The organism is Oleiphilus sp. HI0067, assembly GCF_001635735.1.
The window spans coordinates 24,667-39,959 of the sequence record NZ_LWFI01000966.1 but is presented as its reverse complement, the minus strand read 5'-3'; the positions used below and the strand labels follow the sequence as shown (position 1 = coordinate 39,959).

Annotated in this window: 14 protein-coding genes, 1 tRNA gene and 1 pseudogene; 8 read left to right on the top strand and 8 right to left on the bottom strand. The window is 44.0% G+C overall.

The window, feature by feature from the left end; translation table 11 throughout:
* Positions 1–56: 56 nt before the first annotated feature.
* From A3739_RS12540 to flgA, 8 genes are all read right to left on the bottom strand, one after another.
* Positions 57–848: an enoyl-ACP reductase gene (locus tag A3739_RS12540; protein ID WP_068476725.1), complete on the bottom strand. Its 792-nt coding sequence runs from the start codon at positions 846–848 to the stop codon at positions 57–59.
* A 24-nt stretch (positions 849–872) separates the two neighbouring features.
* On the bottom strand, positions 873–2,489 hold the full coding sequence (locus A3739_RS12535) for an ABC transporter ATP-binding protein (protein ID WP_068476727.1): 1,617 nt from the start codon (positions 2,487–2,489) through the stop codon (positions 873–875).
* 12 nt (positions 2,490–2,501) lie between these two features.
* The gene (locus A3739_RS12530; protein ID WP_068476729.1) at positions 2,502–3,539 is read right to left on the bottom strand and encodes an ABC transporter permease; all 1,038 of its coding nucleotides are present in this window, start codon (positions 3,537–3,539) and stop codon (positions 2,502–2,504) included.
* On the bottom strand, positions 3,539–4,633 hold the full coding sequence (locus A3739_RS12525; protein WP_068476807.1) for a microcin C ABC transporter permease YejB: 1,095 nt from the start codon (positions 4,631–4,633) through the stop codon (positions 3,539–3,541). The genes A3739_RS12530 and A3739_RS12525 overlap by 1 nt, the downstream gene beginning before the upstream one ends.
* Before the next feature lie 5 nt (positions 4,634–4,638).
* The gene (locus tag A3739_RS12520) at positions 4,639–6,438 is read right to left on the bottom strand and encodes an extracellular solute-binding protein (RefSeq protein ID WP_068476731.1); all 1,800 of its coding nucleotides are present in this window, start codon (positions 6,436–6,438) and stop codon (positions 4,639–4,641) included.
* Positions 6,439–6,581: 143 nt separating this feature from the next.
* Positions 6,582–7,088: a flagella synthesis protein FlgN gene (locus A3739_RS12515; protein ID WP_068476733.1), complete on the bottom strand. Its 507-nt coding sequence runs from the start codon at positions 7,086–7,088 to the stop codon at positions 6,582–6,584.
* Between the two features lie 26 nt (positions 7,089–7,114).
* Positions 7,115–7,417, bottom strand: coding sequence for a flagellar biosynthesis anti-sigma factor FlgM (gene flgM / locus A3739_RS12510; protein ID WP_068476735.1), 303 nt, complete (start codon positions 7,415–7,417; stop codon positions 7,115–7,117).
* An 86-nt stretch (positions 7,418–7,503) separates the two neighbouring features.
* Positions 7,504–8,214 carry a flagellar basal body P-ring formation chaperone FlgA gene (gene flgA / locus A3739_RS12505; RefSeq protein WP_068476737.1) on the bottom strand — a complete coding sequence of 237 codons (711 nt, stop codon included), beginning with the start codon at positions 8,212–8,214 and terminating at the stop codon, positions 7,504–7,506.
* 124 nt (positions 8,215–8,338) lie between these two features.
* Between flgA and A3739_RS12500 the strand changes: the two genes are divergently transcribed.
* The 8 genes and pseudogenes from A3739_RS12500 to aspS all read left to right on the top strand — a co-directional run bounded on the left by A3739_RS12500 (position 8,339) and on the right by aspS (position 15,151).
* Entirely contained in the window at positions 8,339–9,277 is a 939-nt protein-coding gene (locus A3739_RS12500) for a chemotaxis protein CheV (protein ID WP_068476739.1), read from the top strand.
* An 18-nt stretch (positions 9,278–9,295) separates the two neighbouring features.
* Positions 9,296–10,120 carry a protein-glutamate O-methyltransferase CheR gene (locus A3739_RS12495; RefSeq protein ID WP_068476741.1) on the top strand — a complete coding sequence of 275 codons (825 nt, stop codon included), beginning with the start codon at positions 9,296–9,298 and terminating at the stop codon, positions 10,118–10,120.
* Between the two features lie 75 nt (positions 10,121–10,195).
* Positions 10,196–10,283 (top strand) — tRNA-Ser (locus tag A3739_RS12490).
* Positions 10,284–10,459: 176 nt separating this feature from the next.
* A pseudogene (locus A3739_RS30880) lies at positions 10,460–11,551 on the top strand (ammonium transporter); the annotation flags it as partial.
* Positions 11,552–11,578: 27 nt separating this feature from the next.
* The gene (locus A3739_RS30875; protein WP_255376170.1) at positions 11,579–12,376 is read left to right on the top strand and encodes a sensor histidine kinase KdpD; all 798 of its coding nucleotides are present in this window, start codon (positions 11,579–11,581) and stop codon (positions 12,374–12,376) included.
* Positions 12,354–12,887: a response regulator gene (locus A3739_RS12480; RefSeq protein ID WP_068476747.1), complete on the top strand. Its 534-nt coding sequence runs from the start codon at positions 12,354–12,356 to the stop codon at positions 12,885–12,887. Before A3739_RS30875 ends, A3739_RS12480 begins: the two co-directional genes overlap by 23 nt.
* 188 nt (positions 12,888–13,075) lie before the next feature.
* Positions 13,076–13,333 carry an FmdB family zinc ribbon protein gene (locus A3739_RS12475; RefSeq protein ID WP_068476749.1) on the top strand — a complete coding sequence of 86 codons (258 nt, stop codon included), beginning with the start codon at positions 13,076–13,078 and terminating at the stop codon, positions 13,331–13,333.
* Positions 13,334–13,366: 33 nt separating this feature from the next.
* On the top strand, positions 13,367–15,151 hold the full coding sequence (aspS, locus tag A3739_RS12470; RefSeq protein WP_068476752.1) for an aspartate--tRNA ligase: 1,785 nt from the start codon (positions 13,367–13,369) through the stop codon (positions 15,149–15,151).
* Positions 15,152–15,293: the final 142 nt, after the last annotated feature.

Here is a 15,293-nt window from a genome sequence, read left to right as displayed (position 1 = left end):
TACGCAAACTAGCAGACTATTCAGTGAACTAGTGCTGTTTACGTTAGCTAACTTAGTTAGGCATCGTCCAAAGGATGCATAGCGGTGGTATTAAATCCGCCATCAACGAACAAAATCTCTCCACTAATTCCACTCGCTAAGTCGCTACACATAAATGCAGCCGCATTACCCACTTCTTCGATAGTAACATTGCGCTTCAATGGGGCTTGCTTAGCGGTTTCATTCAACATTTTTCTGAAGTTTTTAACTCCTGAAGCAGCTAATGTTCGAATCGGACCAGCGGAGATAGCATTCACGCGAATACCATCTGCGCCCAAGCTATTCGCCATGTAACGAACATTGGCTTCAAGGCTCGCTTTAGCAAGGCCCATAACGTTGTAATTCGGAACGACCTGTTGTGAGCCAAGATAAGTTAATGTAAGCAATGAACCGCCTTTTTCTCTCATCAAAGGACGTGCGTACTTAGCGAGCGCAACGAAACTATAGGCGCTGATATCATGGGCGATAGCGAATCCTTCACGAGTGGTCGCATCAACATAATCGCCTTCTAGTTCATGAGCAGGCGCATAACCAACTGAATGCACCACAATGTCGATAGAACCCCACTGCTTTGAAATCTCTTCAAAAACGGCTTCAATTTGCGCATCGTCAGATACATCTAAGGGAAGAATTAATTGGCTGTTCCATTTTTTCCCAAAATCAACAACCCTTTTTTTCAGCTTCTCTGTTTGGTAAGTCAGTGCAATTTCAGCGCCTTCACGATGCATAGCGTCTGCGATGCCGGTAGCAATGGAAAGCTTACTTGCTACACCGATAATAAGTACTTTTTTACCAGCTAAAAAGCCCATAGTGATCCCTTAGAAATAATCTGTTTAAGCGGTCGCCGGATTGTGTCCGTAAAAGAATGCGGCATCAAGCAATTCTTTTGTGTATTCATGCTGTGGAGATGAAAAGAGCTGTTCACAATCGTTTTGTTCGATAACTTGGCCGTGTTGCATGACCATAACGCGATGACTTAATGCGCGGACAACAGCCAAGTCGTGACTAATAAAGATATAAGCGATCTGATACTTTTTCTGGATATTCTTAAGTAGCTCGATTACTTGAACTTGGATACTTCTATCTAGCGCCGATGTCGGTTCATCCAAAATAATGATTTCAGGCTTGAGGATCAAAGCTCGTGCAATAGCGATACGCTGGCGCTGTCCGCCCGAAAATTCATGTGGATAGCGATGTCGCACTTCTGGGTCGAGCTCAACTTCAGTTAGCGCGTCGATGATCATTTGCTCTCGCTCAGATTCCGAGCCAATGCCGTGAATATCAAGGCCCTCAGCAATGATCTGGCCAATCGACATTCGGGGGCTTAGGCTTCCAAATGGGTCTTGAAAAACGATTTGAATTTCACGACGAAAAGGACGGAACTGGCTTTGGTTTAACTGGTCAATTCGTTTTCCGTTGAAGGTGATTGAACCCGTGCAATCGAGCAACTTTAGTATCGCCATTCCAGTCGTAGTTTTGCCGCTGCCACTTTCGCCAACAATACCTAGTGTTTCACCTTTTCTTAATGACAGGTCCATTTGCTTTACAGCCTGAAAGCTGCGTGTCGGTTTGCCGAAAACATTACGTCTAAGAATAAAATCAACACTTAGCTGTTCTGTTTGAAGAATCGTATCGGAATTCTCTTCGACGGGGTATGGAGAGCCGCTTGGTTCTGAGTTAATTAGCGTTTGCGTGTATTCTTCTGTAGGGGAGTTGAATATTGCTTCGGCATTGCCATGCTCTACAACGTGCCCATATCGCATAACGCATACGTGATCTGCATATTGTCTGACGACATTGAGATCATGCGAAATGAGAATGATGGCCATATCTAGTTTTGTCTGTAGATCAGCGATTAGCTCTAAAACCTGCTTTTGAACCGTTACATCTAGCGCTGTTGTTGGTTCATCGGCAATGAGTACCTCTGGTTCATTAGCAAGAGCGATAGCAATCATTACGCGCTGCTTTTGTCCTCCAGAAAGCTCATGAGGGTAGGCGCTTAGTCTTCGTTCCGGTTCTGGTATTCCAACCAAACGTAAGAGCTCAAGGCAGCGCTCTTTGCACTGGTGAGCGCGAAGTCCTTGATGTATCTCAAGCACCTCACTAATTTGTTTCTCAACTGTATGTAAAGGATTAAGAGAGGTCATTGGCTCTTGGAAAATCATTCCAATTTTGTTGCCTCGCACACCTCTTAGATGACGTTCGTCAGCTTGGAGTAGGTCGTGACCTTCGAAGGTGATTTTACCTGATGTGTAACGCACAGTTTGTTTTGGAAGGAGCTGCATGATCGCATTCGTACTGACAGATTTACCAGATCCACTTTCACCTACAAGAGCGAGTGTCTTTCCTTTGAATACATCGAAACTAACGTTGTGAACTACGGTTTGCTGAACATTGTTATGTTCAAAAGCGATGCTCAGATCTTGGACGGAAATAATTGGTGTAGTCATGATGAGTTCCGTTTAAATCTTTCTCGGATCAAAGGCATCGCGCACTGCTTCGCCGATAAATACGAGTAATGAGAGCATAAGAGCAAGTACGATGAATGCTGTCATTCCAAGCCAAGGTGCATGAAGGTTTGTTTTACCTTGCGAGATCAGCTCGCCAAGTGAAGGAGATCCGGGAGGTAGGCCAAATCCTAAGAAATCGAGCGAAGTAAGAGTTGTGATAGACCCCGTCAATATGAACGGCATAAAGGTTAAAGTTGCAACCATCGCATTCGGTAGTATGTGGCGAAACATAATGCCTGCATTGTTCAGGCCTAAGGCTCTAGCCGCTCTAACATATTCAAGATTACGTGCGCGCAGGAACTCGGCACGAACAACATCGACTAAGCCCATCCAGCTGAATAACAGCATGATTCCAAGTAACCACCAGAAGCTCGGTTCAATCATGCTTGATAGAATGATTAGCAGAAATAGTACTGGTAGCCCTGACCAAATCTCTATGAATCGCTGGCCAATTAGATCGACTTTTCCGCCGTAGTATCCTTGTAATGCGCCAACAGCTACTCCAATGATGGATGAGAAAATTGTCAACGCTAAGCCGAATAAGACAGAGATCCTAAAGCCATAAATTACTCGCGCAAATACGTCTCGCGCCTGATCGTCTGTGCCCAGCCAATTATCAGACGTGGGGGAGGAGGGCGCTGGTTCACTCAAGTTATAGTTGTGCGTGTCGTAGCTATAGCGAATAAGTGGCCATAGCATCCAGCCTTTCTCTTCGATTAGCTCGACGACGTATTCATCACGATAGTCGGCTTCTGTTTCAAATTCCCCTCCAAATTCGGTCTCTGCATAGACTTGGCTAATCGGAGAATAGAAGCTCCCATCAAAATATATAAGCAGAGGTTTGTCGTTAGCGACAAGCTCAGCAAACAATGAGAAAAGAAATAGCGCCAGAAAAAACCATAGAGAGTAGTACCCGCGTCGGTTTGCTTTGAAATTTTCTAAGCGACGACGATTAAGAGGCGACCAATTGTCGGTATTGAGTAACTGCATTATGACTCTCTACTTTCAAAGTCTATTCGCGGATCGATGAGCACATAGGTCAAGTCACTAATCAGCTTCAGCAGCAATCCGACAATGGTGAATATATAGAGGGTTCCAAACATGACTGGATAATCTCGATTTAGAGCCGCTTCGAAACCTAATAGCCCGAGACCATCTAGAGAGAATATGACTTCGATAAGCATGGAGCCGGTAAAAAATATACCAATCAGTGCGCTCGGCATTCCCGCAATAACAATAAGCATCGCGTTTCGAAAGACATGGCCGTAAAGCACTCGATTCTCAGTGAGTCCTTTCGCGCGCGCGGTTGCGACATATTGCTTATTGATTTCGTCTAAGAAGGAGTTTTTGGTGAGCATCGTGAGTGTTGCGAAACCGCCCACTACGATTGCTGTCACGGGCAAGACTAAATGCCATGCGTAGTCGAGAATCTGCTTTAACCACGAGAGTTGGTCGTAGTTGCTTGAGGTAAGTCCGCGAAGGGGAAATAGATCCCAGTAACTTCCGCCGGCAAATAAAACGATAAGTAACACGCCGAATAAAAAACCTGGTATCGCATAACCAACGATAATGACGCTGCTCGTCCAGACGTCAAACCGGCTGCCGTCATTGACAGCCTTTTTGATACCCATTGGTATCGATAGCATATAAATGATTAGCGTAGACCAAAGCCCAAGTGATATAGATACGGGCATTTTTTCGAGAACAAGATCGGTGACGCTTTTATCTCGAAAGAAACTATCTCCGAAATCAAAGCTGAGATAGCTTTTTATCATGATCCAAAAGCGTTCATGCGCAGGTTTATCGAAGCCATAAAGCTTCTCGATCCGCTCAACGAGTTCTGGGTCGAGGCCTTGAGCACCTTTGTATTTGGAACTAGAGCTTTCACTAGTTGAGCCGCTCATGGCAGTATCAGAGCCGCCCCCTAAACGGGCTTGGACATCTGATTCCATTCCTTGGGTTTGAGCGAGCATGCGTTCTACAGGGCCGCCGGGAGCTGCTTGGACAATCACAAAGTTGAGAAGCATGATCCCAAACAGGGTAGGGATCATAAGAAGCAAACGCTTAAATATGTAGGCGGGCATTTCTGTTACTTCACCCACCAAGCGTCTAAGTAAATGCCCGATTTTGGTGTAACTTCGGGATGAGCAAGCTTCTTGCTATACGCGATGCGATCAACTGGGTTGTACCAATTTGGAATCGCGTAATGGCCCCAGAGTAATACTCGATCTAAAGCTCTCGTGCTAGTGATAAGAGATTGTCTATCTGGAGAGCTAATAACCATTTCAATTAGTTCGTCGACAACTGGGTCGTTGATACCTGCATAATTACGTGATCCCGGCACAGCAACTTTACTGGAGCTCCAATACTCACGTTGTTCATTGCCTGGCGAATTAGATTGGCCAATGCCACTGACAACGACATCGAAATCAAAATCGCGCAAACGATTAATATACTGAGTTGTATCAACAACTGTAATTCTTGCATCAATGCCTAGTCTTTCTAAATTCTTAATGAAAGGCTGAACGACTCGTTCAAAGTCTTTTTGGAACATTAAGAATTCGAGTTTAAATGGGTTTCCATTTTGATCAACGCGCTTGCCGTTCTTAACGTCGTAGCCAGCTTCCTTTAACAAGCTCATCGCTGAGCGCAGATTTTTGCGAATAGAGTTTGGTTTTGCTGTGCTTGGTACAGAATAGGGCGTGGTAAATACTTCTGCTGGAAGCTGTTTCTTAAATTTTTCTAAGATGGCAAGTTCTTCGCCTTCTGGGACGCCGGAAGACGCCAATTCAGAGTTTTCGAAATAGCTCGAAGATCTTTTATAAGCACTGTGGAATAAGTTGCTGTTAGTCCATTCGAAATCAAAGGCATAAGTGAGCGCGCGTCTTACTTTAGGATCGCTCAAGTATGCTTTGCGGGTATTGAGAACGAATGCCTGCATACCCGATGGGCGTTCGTGTTTGATTTCTTCTTTGATTAGCTCGCCTGAATCGAACAGCTTACCTTTATACTGTGTGGCCCAGTTTCTAGCTGTGGTCTCGGTTCTAAAATCGTATTCACCCGCTTTGAATGCTTCGAGAGCAACAGTGTTGTCGCTGTAGTATTCGTAAACGATTTCATCGAAATTATATTTACCTTTCGCTGTTGGTAAATTTTTTGCCCAGTAATCGGGGTTTCTCTTGTAGGTGATCGAACGACCTGCTTCAAAGCGGTCAATAACATAAGGGCCGTTACCAACAGGGATATCTAAGCCCGCAGAACCAAACCCGACTTTTTCCCAATATGCTTTTGATAGCACTGGCATCTGACCAAGAATTAGAGGGAGTTCTTTGTTTTTGTCGTCTTTAAACTTAAATGTGATAGTTTTACTGTCTTCAATAACTACATCAACCACATCTCCGTAGTAAGCCGCGTAAAATGGACGTGCGCGCTCATGCGTGGTGAGCATGTTAAATGTATATTTCACGTCTTCTGCGGTAATTGCAGAGCCATCACTGAAGGCTGCGTCTTCGTTGATAACAAAGCGTACCCAGCTGCGATCAGCAGGCATGATAATTTGTTCGGCTATTAATCCATATTCAGAGAACGCTTCGTCTTCGGAGTGATTAGTGAGTGTTTGATAGAGATAAGAAACCCCGGCGCCACTGACACCTTTTACGACGAATGGATTGAAACTATCGAAGCTGTTAGAGCGCACGCTTAAGCGCAGCGTTCCGTCTTTCGGAGCGTCAGGATTAACGTAATCATAGTGCTTAAAGTCGGCACCGTATTTTAGGTCTCCGTGCATCGCAAGGCCGTGCGACGGCGCAGGGTCTTGATTCGCGTTAGCAATGCTGGTGTTTAAGGAAAGAGAGAAAACTAAAGCAATAGATAAGTGCCAAGTTCGCATAATATAGGGCCGCGCTTGTTAGTGTTATTAATAGAATCCTAAAGCGATTTGACTCAAGCGTCTAGCGAGTAAAGGCTGTTTTATGGTTGGTTTGAGTCAGAGGTCACGCGAGAGCTCGCGGGTTGCTTAAAAGCTATACAGTTTTATGCTTTTGCGATTCTGTTAGTGCCGGAGTACGTGCTTTCGCCGCCTTTCTCACCGTAAAGCTTTGGTTTTTGATGTTTGCCTCGAACCATATCCATAATTTTTTGATTTCGCGATCGTGAGCGCTCAATGACTAAACCGTTTACTTGGTTTAATTCCTTGCACTGTTCGAGTTGATTAAGTGATTGCGACCAAAGAGTTGACAGCTCCGCGTCACCAAGCGCGTCTATCCCCATCTTTACTTTTCCAGCTTCGATAGGTGCTCCAGAGGCAGTGATGAGCTTAACTTTGGCGCGAGCTCGATCTTCAATGTTCTTAACTAGTGTGCCTTTGGTTTTTGCGATGACTTCAATTTCGGTGCTGTTACGATCTTTCAGAGCTTGGGCTTCGTTTAAAAGTGTCTTATGCAATTGATCAAGATCAGAAAGATCTTTATCGATAAGTTGCTTCAGCTGTTTACAGAGGGCAGGTTTGCGTTGTTCGAATGAAGAAGGGGTGTTAGCCATTAGTGCTTGCCTCGAAAAGAATAAATCTATTCGAGATCAAGCATTTTTTGAGCCATGTTTTCAGGGTTTGATTTGTATGTTCCGTCTTCAATCGACGCGCGTAGTTCTGCAACGCGCGCAGCATCAACATCTGGCTCAGATTTGAGAGAGTTCTCTGCTCGGCTAAGAATCTGAGCAGTGTTGCTTAAGCTAACTTGAGCGGAACTGGCCTGAGGAGCAGGGCTTGAACTAGCAGTCTCTTTGGTTTGCGCAGGCGCGTTTGTTTCATTGCGTTTTGCGCGCAAATTCTCAAGATTGCCAGAATTTAAACCATTAATGTCGATGTTCATATTTCATACTCTAACTGCTTTACGCATAGTTTATCGGAAGCTAGTAAAAAAACTTTAATGAATTTTCGTATAAATCTCGTATTTTTTTAGAGAACAACTAAAACTTTACCTCTTTCAAGGACTTGGGCTCGGATAATTCTCTCAGAAGATAAGTTTCTAACACTAATTTGCTCTCCGAGAGACCCTGCACTCAAGGCTTCGCCTTTCATTTGAATGCGGATGGCGCTGTTTGATGCGCTTATTAGAACTTCATCTCCGCGCTGCACGAGCATAGGTGCTTTTAACTGGGTTGGGCTGATGACTTCGCCTTGACGAATGCTACGTTTAGTAATCATTCCCACGAGATGATCTGGATGTCCGTAGCTACCACGCCTATTGAGATTTACCTGCTGTTCCATCGTACCTAGATGGCTTTCTCTAATGGCGGTGTTCTTAGGAATGCTTTGCAGCGCTGTAATCACTTTCTTGTATAGCGCGGCTTTGGCAGAAATATGAATTTGCCAAGTTGGACTTGCACATGACATGGCGATTGTATTGTTCGCTGTTTTGAAAATATCTCTACGTAATTCTTTCTTAATTTCACTTTCACATACTGGCACACTAAATTTCGGTGAAACTTTGCCGATCTTATATTCAGTGCGGAAGCCTTTTGCCTCGTACGTACTGAGTTCCATAGTGAGATATGAGTATGCTTCAGTAATAAGATTTTCTGCATTTAAGGTCTGCGCAAATGAACTATTCGCAGCGATAGAGGCTAAAAGCAGGGTAACTATTGTGTATAGATGGCGTTTCGACATGCGCTTTAATGACAAATAATCGTTATTTGCGATATTTACTGCAATCTATAGGCCTACTTTTTAATGATGGTCTATTATTGATTTGATAAAACTTTACTAATTTCTCAATTATCGAGGTGTTACCTTGGCTGGTGTGTTAGATAGCGTAAACCAACGAACGCAGTTGGTTGGCCAAAATAGGCTTGAGCTTCTGTTATTTAGGTTGGCTGGGCGTCAGGTATATGGCATCAACGTCTTTAAGGTAAAAGAGGTTCTTCAATGTCCTCGTCTTACGAGTCTGCCTAAAAGTAATCCTGTTGTTAAAGGTGTTGCTCATATCCGGGGCGGCACTATTCCAATTTTAGATATGGGTATGGCGACTGGTCAGCGTTCTGTCGCTACAGACGATCTTACTGAACAATTTATTATCATCACGGAATACAACCGAAATACACAAGGCTTTTTGGTCGCAGGCGTCGAACGTATCGTGAACCTAAATTGGGAAGAGATTCATCCGCCACCGAAGGGTTCTGGAAAAGAAAACTACCTTACAGCCGTTACTGAAATAGACGACAAATTAGTTGAGATTTTGGATGTCGAAAAAATCCTCTCTGAAGTCTCTCCGATGGATGAAAGTGTCAAAGAGAGTACGCTTGACGGTCGCGACAAAGAAGAATTTCAAAAGCATCGAATTTTGGTTGTCGATGATTCTGTGGTTGCGCGAAAGCAAATTCAGAATTGTTTGCAGACCATTGGTGCTGAGGTAGTGCTCAAAAACGATGGGCGCCAAGCCTATCAACACTTAAGAGAAATCACCGAAGATGGCTCTCGCGCGAGTGATCACTACAGTATGATGATCTCTGATGTGGAAATGCCAGAAATGGACGGTTATACCTTGACGGCTAAGTGTAAATCGGAAAGTTCGTTATCTGATTTATATATTATGTTGCACACTTCTCTGAGTGGCGTATTTAATCAAGCGATGGTCAAAAAAGTTGGGGCAGACGACTTTATGGCGAAATTTAGTCCCGACGAATTGGCTGAGCGTGTAATGCAGGCAATTGATTCGCATATTCAGCAATAAAAATTCAGGGAAGTTTTTGTGATTAATAGTCAGTCTTATGATGCCTTTTGTGAGTTTTTAGATTCCGCTTGCGGAATTGTGCTTGGAGCAAACAAAGAGTATTTGGTGAACAGCCGACTACGCGCAGTGTTTGAGGAGAATGGTCTTGAGTCATTAGACCAACTTCTAGAAAAACTAAAATTTGGCAATCACATGCTTCGTCAAAAGGTTGTTGATGCGATGACAACAAATGAGACTTTATGGTTTCGTGATGATCATCCATTTAAGTATTTTAAAGACGAGCTTTTAGAGCAGTTGTATTCAGTGGCCGGCGCTAGAAAACCAAGGATTTGGTCAGCAGCCTGCTCTAGTGGTCAGGAGCCTTATTCGCTTTCTATTTGTGCTAATGAGTTTGCCAAAGCTAAGCCTCTTCTTGGTTCGAGGGGCTTAGATATCGTCGCAACAGATATTTCATCTTCAATCTTAGATGTTGCAAGAAAAGGTGAATACGATCAGTTAGCTTTGAATAGAGGTATGTCAAAGGAGCGTCTTGAAAAGTATTTTGATCAAGGTGCTCATAACACTTGGACCGTTAAACCTAATATCAAGCAGAGCATTCAGTTCAAGTCGCTTAATTTACAAGATAGTTATATCGCCTTGGGCGGAAAGCTCGATATGATTTTTTGTCGTAACGTGCTTATTTATTTTTCCCCTGAAAATAAAAGGCAGATTCTCGAAAAAATGCATGCTCAGCTTCGCCCGAAAGGTTATTTAATGTTGGGAGCGTCTGAGTCGATTGGTCCTGCCGGAGAGCTGTTTAACATGATTCAGTATCGCGGCGGCATTGTTTATCAAGCAAAGTGAACTCCTTCTTGCTTTTGGTTTATCCCTAATATAAATTACGCCGCTTCTCAAATGGGTCGTCGGTCTATTTGTGTTGGTGAGGTGGCCGAGTGGTCGAAGGCGCACGCCTGGAAAGTGTGTAACGGGAAACCGTTCGAGGGTTCGAATCCCTCCCTCACCGCCAATTTATAAAGAGTCGAATCTTACTTCTGTCCAAACTCCGTCATTTCTATCCTTTTCTGTCTGGTCTAAACGCCACAAATTGATCTACATCAATTTTTAAAATTAACCTACAAATTCACTGCGTTTACGCCTGAATGACGACTAGCCTGACTGTTTAGTTTCTAATTATTGAGTTTGGTGACTGTGTCTGCTGAAGCGATCTGGTTAGCCGTTTGCGTATTCTTAGTTTTTCTCCAGCAAGTAGGTTTTTTATTGCTAGAATCTGGTTTGGTGCGTTCAAAAAACAACGTTAACGTTGCTGCAAAAAATGTCCTCGACTTATGTTTAGTGATTCTTCTTTTCTGGTTTGTCGGATAAGCAATTGTCTTTGATGGCGATCTTGTATTGGAAGGTGAGGGCTATCTAGTCTTTCTCTATCAGAGCCTATTTTTTGCACCCTGTGTAACGTTGATATCCGGAGCTCTTTCAGAGCGCGTTGCTCTCTGGGTATATGTCATTGTAGCGGTTTTTACCGCGGTCTTTATCTATCCCTTTTTTGCTTTTAATGTCTAGAGTCAGTCTGCACTGCTCGCACAGTTTGGGTTTGTAGACCTAGCTGGTTCGGCAGTTGTTCACGTCGTGGGTGGTGCGATTGCTTTGGCCGTACTTTTGATTATTGGTCCGCGGGAAGGTGTGTTTGTTAAAGGGCGCAAAGTGGCTCTTGCCGCTAATATGCCTGTAGCCGTTGGCGGTGGATTTTTATTGTTCATAGGCTGGTTAGGATTTAACGGTGGTTCAGCATATCGCTCAGATATCGACGTATTTTTAGTCATTGTTAATACGGTTTTCGCTGCATGTGGAGCGGGTGCTTTTGCTGTAGTATTTTCACTGCTGCGACGCTCAATTATTGATGTGAAGGTTCTGATAAATGCAATCTTATCAGGGCTAGTCGCGTCTTGTGCCTCGGCTCATCTTATTACGCCGACTCAAGCGCTTATGCTTGGTGTGCTTGCGTATTGGGTAATGAAAGGTTCTTCATCATTACTTGAATACTTCGAAGTTGATGATGCAGTTGATGCTGTGCCCGTTCATTTAGGTGGCGGTATGGTGAGAGTGTTGCTTCCTGTTCTGTTTGTTTCTGAGTTTTCGTTGCTGCCTCAGCTTGTTGGCTTGGCAATCGCTGTGGTTTGGGGTTTTGGTTTAACGTATGCAGTGATGCGATTAATTAACCGCTTTTGGCCTCTCAGAATTAGTAAGGAGGCCGAAAAGCTTAGGCTCAATATTTACGAGCACGGAGAGCGTAATGATCTGTCGGACATGATCGAGTCAATCAGCCACAACCATGAAAGCGGAGAACTAACGAAGCGATTGCCTGAAAATGAATCCACCGAAGTTGGTTTGTTAGCGGGGCATTACAATGGTCTTCTAACAAGCATAGATGCTCAGCAGCAAGAGCTTCAAGATTTACTGCGTGAGTCGCGGCGTCTCCAAGGTGTAAAGGATGAGTTTATCGGGACGATGAATCACGAAATACGAACGCCTATTACTGCGGTTATTGGATTCGCAAAACGATTGGTGTCTGGTGTTAGCAATGCTGATGAATCACGTGATTTGTCTAAGCGCGTGCTTGAAGCGGGGCAAAGACTCGATGCACTGTCCAAGCAGTTGTTAGATGTTGAGCGCGTAGATGGTTTTGAACACGGTGTTAGTTGCCAAGCTTACTCGTGCGAAGCTGTTGTACGAGAGGTGGGGGTTCAAGCGCACCTTATGTTTGATGAGCTTGGTGTCGGGATTAAGGAATCTGTTCCCAAAGAGCTCGAAGGTCAGGTTTATATAGATATGCAGGTCTTGTACGACGTGTTACGTGAGGTTTTTGATAATGCGCGTAAGTTTGGTGATGGCTTATCCATAGAGGTTAATTACAACTTCGATCAGCGGAAGAGTTTTGTTTGTTCGATAACCAATTACGGCTCTGAGCTGTTACTTGCTCATGAGCCTTATGAGAAGTTTTGGCAGGCTGACTCGTCATTGAGTCGTTCTCATGAAGGCTTAGGTTTTAGGTTTGTACTTATCGCGTCAACTTCTAGGTGCTATGGGTTGTTCTATTCGTCATGAGTCATCATCAAAGGGTGTGACATTCTTTCTCTCTTTCCCCTTGCAAACTGATAACAATGAACCCGAAGAAATACTTGAATATTTGTCTGAAGGCCTGCAAAGCGAGTTGGCAAATGATCATGTTGTTTCCTATAAGGGCAAGCGATGTCTTATTGTTGATGACACGATGGATAATCAAGTGTTGATTGAGTTTGCCATGGCTGACCTTGGGTTTGATTGTGATACGGCAGATAACGGAGAGATCGCTGTTGAGAAGGTGCGCGCTGAGCAGTATGACATTGTTATGATGGATATGCAGATGCCTGTTATGGATGGTGTAACGGCAACGCAAAAGATTCGGAATGAGCTAGGCATCGCTGATTCGGAGCTGCCTATTGTGGCCATTACCGCGAATGATTTAGACGAGCATCGGCAGCAATGTTTTGATGCTGGAACGAATGACTTCTTAACGAAACCTCTTGATAACGAGAAGCTTAAGTCAGTTCTGTTAAACTTGCTCACAGATCAATAATTTTGCTGCTGGGCTGTAAAAAGGTTTAATAAATTAAAAAAATGTGCACTTCCGTGCAGGCAGTCTCTTTAGTAAGCCGTTCTACTACTGCTCAAGTCCTCAAAATTGTTTATACTACCGCCCCTTTTTTAAGCGTGACTAGTTAGCGCTAGAAAGTTTTCGTCTGTTTTTCAGTAAGAAGGTGTTTGATGCCAATCTATGAGTATGCTTGTAAGTCGTGTGGCTTTCAGAAAGACGTACTTCAGAAATTAAGCGATGAACCGTTAACAGCGTGTCCAGAGTGCAATAACGAAACGTTTTCCAAGCAGATTTCTGCGCCGGGATTCCGGTTGTCGGGCGGCGGCTGGTATGAAACAGATTTTAAAACTGGCAAAAAGAAGAATTTAGCGGGTGATGCTGGAAAAAGTTCGTCATCTAGCTCATCAAGTAGCGATAGCGCTGCATAACGGTATTAGTAAGAATATAATTAGGACAGGACTATGCGCAGTCAATATTGCGGTCAAGTAACAGAAGAATTGATCGGACAAGAAGTTACCATTTGTGGTTGGGTTCATCGTCGTCGTGACCACGGTGGTGTTATTTTCCTTGATATGCGTGACCGCGAAGGGATCGCTCAAGTTGTATTTGATCCAGATACTGAAGAAAGCTTTGCAGCGGCTGACCGTGTTCGAAGTGAATATGTTCTTCAAATTAAAGGTCTGGTTCGTGGTCGTCCAGAAGGCACGATTAACGAGAATATGACGACTGGTAAGATCGAAATTCTTGGCAAAGAGCTTGTTGTTCTTAATAGTGCTGAGACGCCTCCATTCCCGCTAGACGAATTCGTAGACGTTGGTGAAGATACGCGCCTTAAATACCGTTTTATGGATCTTCGTCGTCCTGAAATGCTTAACAAACTTATGTTCCGTTCAAAAGTAACGAACTACATTCGTAACTACATGGACGGCAACGGCTTTATGGACGTTGAAACGCCAATCCTTACACGTGCGACGCCAGAAGGTGCGCGTGACTACTTGGTGCCAAGTCGCACTCAGCCAGGTAACTTCTTCGCACTTCCTCAGTCACCACAGTTGTTCAAACAGCTATTGATGGTTTCTGGTGTTGATCGCTACTACCAAATCGCTAAATGTTTCCGTGATGAAGATTTGCGTGCTGACCGTCAACCTGAATTCACACAGGTGGATGTTGAAGCTTCATACATGAGCGAAGAAGAAATCATGGCGAACATGGAAGGCATGGTTGGTTCAATGTTCAAAGACTTGCTTGACGTTGATCTTGGCGAATTCCCTAAAATGCCTTATTCAGAAGCGATGAGCAAATACGGTAGCGACAAGCCTGACTTACGTATTTCGCTTGAGATTGTTGATGTTGCTGACTTGATGGAAAGTATCGAGTTTAAGGTGTTCGCAGGCCCAGCAAAAGATCCTAAAGGTCGCGTTGCAGCACTTAAAGTTGATGGTGGTGCGGAACTTAGTCGTAAGCAAATTGACGAATACACCAAGTTTGTTGGAATCTACGGTGCGAAAGGTCTTGCTTGGATTAAGGTTAACGAAATCGAGAAAGGCGTTGAAGGTCTTCAGTCGCCAATCGTTAAGTTCTTAGGCGAAGAAGTTGCAATGCAAATTATGGATCGCCTAGGTGTTAAAAATGGCGATATTGTATTCTTCGGTGCAGATAAAGAAAAAGTTGTAAACGAAGCGCTTGGCGCACTGCGCTGCAAAGTGGGTGAAGATCTCAATATGTTCACAACAGAGTGGGCACCACTTTGGGTTGTTGACTTCCCTATGTTCGAAGAGTTGGATGATGGAGGCTTAACAGCAATTCACCATCCATTTACAGCGCCTTCTTGTTCACCTGCTGAATTGCGTGATGCGCCTGAAAAAGCATTGTCACGTGCGTACGATATGGTACTTAACGGTACTGAGCTTGGTGGTGGTTCTATCCGTATTCACGATGGAGAAATGCAAAGTATTGTATTCGATATTCTTGGTATCGACGCAGAAGAACAGCAAGAGAAGTTTGGCTTCTTATTGGATGCATTGAAGTTCGGTTGTCCTCCTCACGGTGGTTTGGCATTTGGTCTTGACCGTCTTGTGATGTTGATGACGGGTGCAAGTTCTATTCGTGAAGTGATTGCCTTCCCGAAAACACAGAGTGCTACTGACGTACTAACTAAGGCGCCAGGTGAAGTTGATAAGAAGCAGCTTCGTGAGTTGAGCATTAAGCTAAACCTTCCTGAGCCACAGAAAGAAGAGTCTAACTAAAGCTCTTTAATCTTCTTAATTAAAGTCATGACGGACAGATGTAATCGTGTGATTGCTAAGTTCGTCATGTCTTAACTAGTTTTTATTACTATCTTTGTCTTCGACCTCATTCTGTTTGTGTCTATATTCTCCTAGTTCGATT

Coding starts and splice junctions, on each gene's coding strand:
- A3739_RS12540 (WP_068476725.1), bottom strand. CDS start 848: ATGGGCTTTTTAGCTGGTAAAAAAGTACTTATTATCGGTGTAGCAAGT.
- flgM (WP_068476735.1), bottom strand. CDS start 7,417: ATGAACATCGACATTAATGGTTTAAATTCTGGCAATCTTGAGAATTTG.
- A3739_RS30875 (WP_255376170.1), top strand. CDS start 11,579: ATGATCGAGTCAATCAGCCACAACCATGAAAGCGGAGAACTAACGAAG.
- A3739_RS12530 (WP_068476729.1), bottom strand. CDS start 3,539: ATGCAGTTACTCAATACCGACAATTGGTCGCCTCTTAATCGTCGTCGC.
- flgA (WP_068476737.1), bottom strand. CDS start 8,214: ATGTCGAAACGCCATCTATACACAATAGTTACCCTGCTTTTAGCCTCT.
- A3739_RS12480 (WP_068476747.1), top strand. CDS start 12,354: ATGGGTTGTTCTATTCGTCATGAGTCATCATCAAAGGGTGTGACATTC.
- A3739_RS12475 (WP_068476749.1), top strand. CDS start 13,076: ATGCCAATCTATGAGTATGCTTGTAAGTCGTGTGGCTTTCAGAAAGAC.
- A3739_RS12520 (WP_068476731.1), bottom strand. CDS start 6,438: ATGCGAACTTGGCACTTATCTATTGCTTTAGTTTTCTCTCTTTCCTTA.
- A3739_RS12535 (WP_068476727.1), bottom strand. CDS start 2,489: ATGACTACACCAATTATTTCCGTCCAAGATCTGAGCATCGCTTTTGAA.
- A3739_RS12515 (WP_068476733.1), bottom strand. CDS start 7,088: ATGGCTAACACCCCTTCTTCATTCGAACAACGCAAACCTGCCCTCTGT.
- A3739_RS12525 (WP_068476807.1), bottom strand. CDS start 4,633: ATGCCCGCCTACATATTTAAGCGTTTGCTTCTTATGATCCCTACCCTG.
- aspS (WP_068476752.1), top strand. CDS start 13,367: ATGCGCAGTCAATATTGCGGTCAAGTAACAGAAGAATTGATCGGACAA.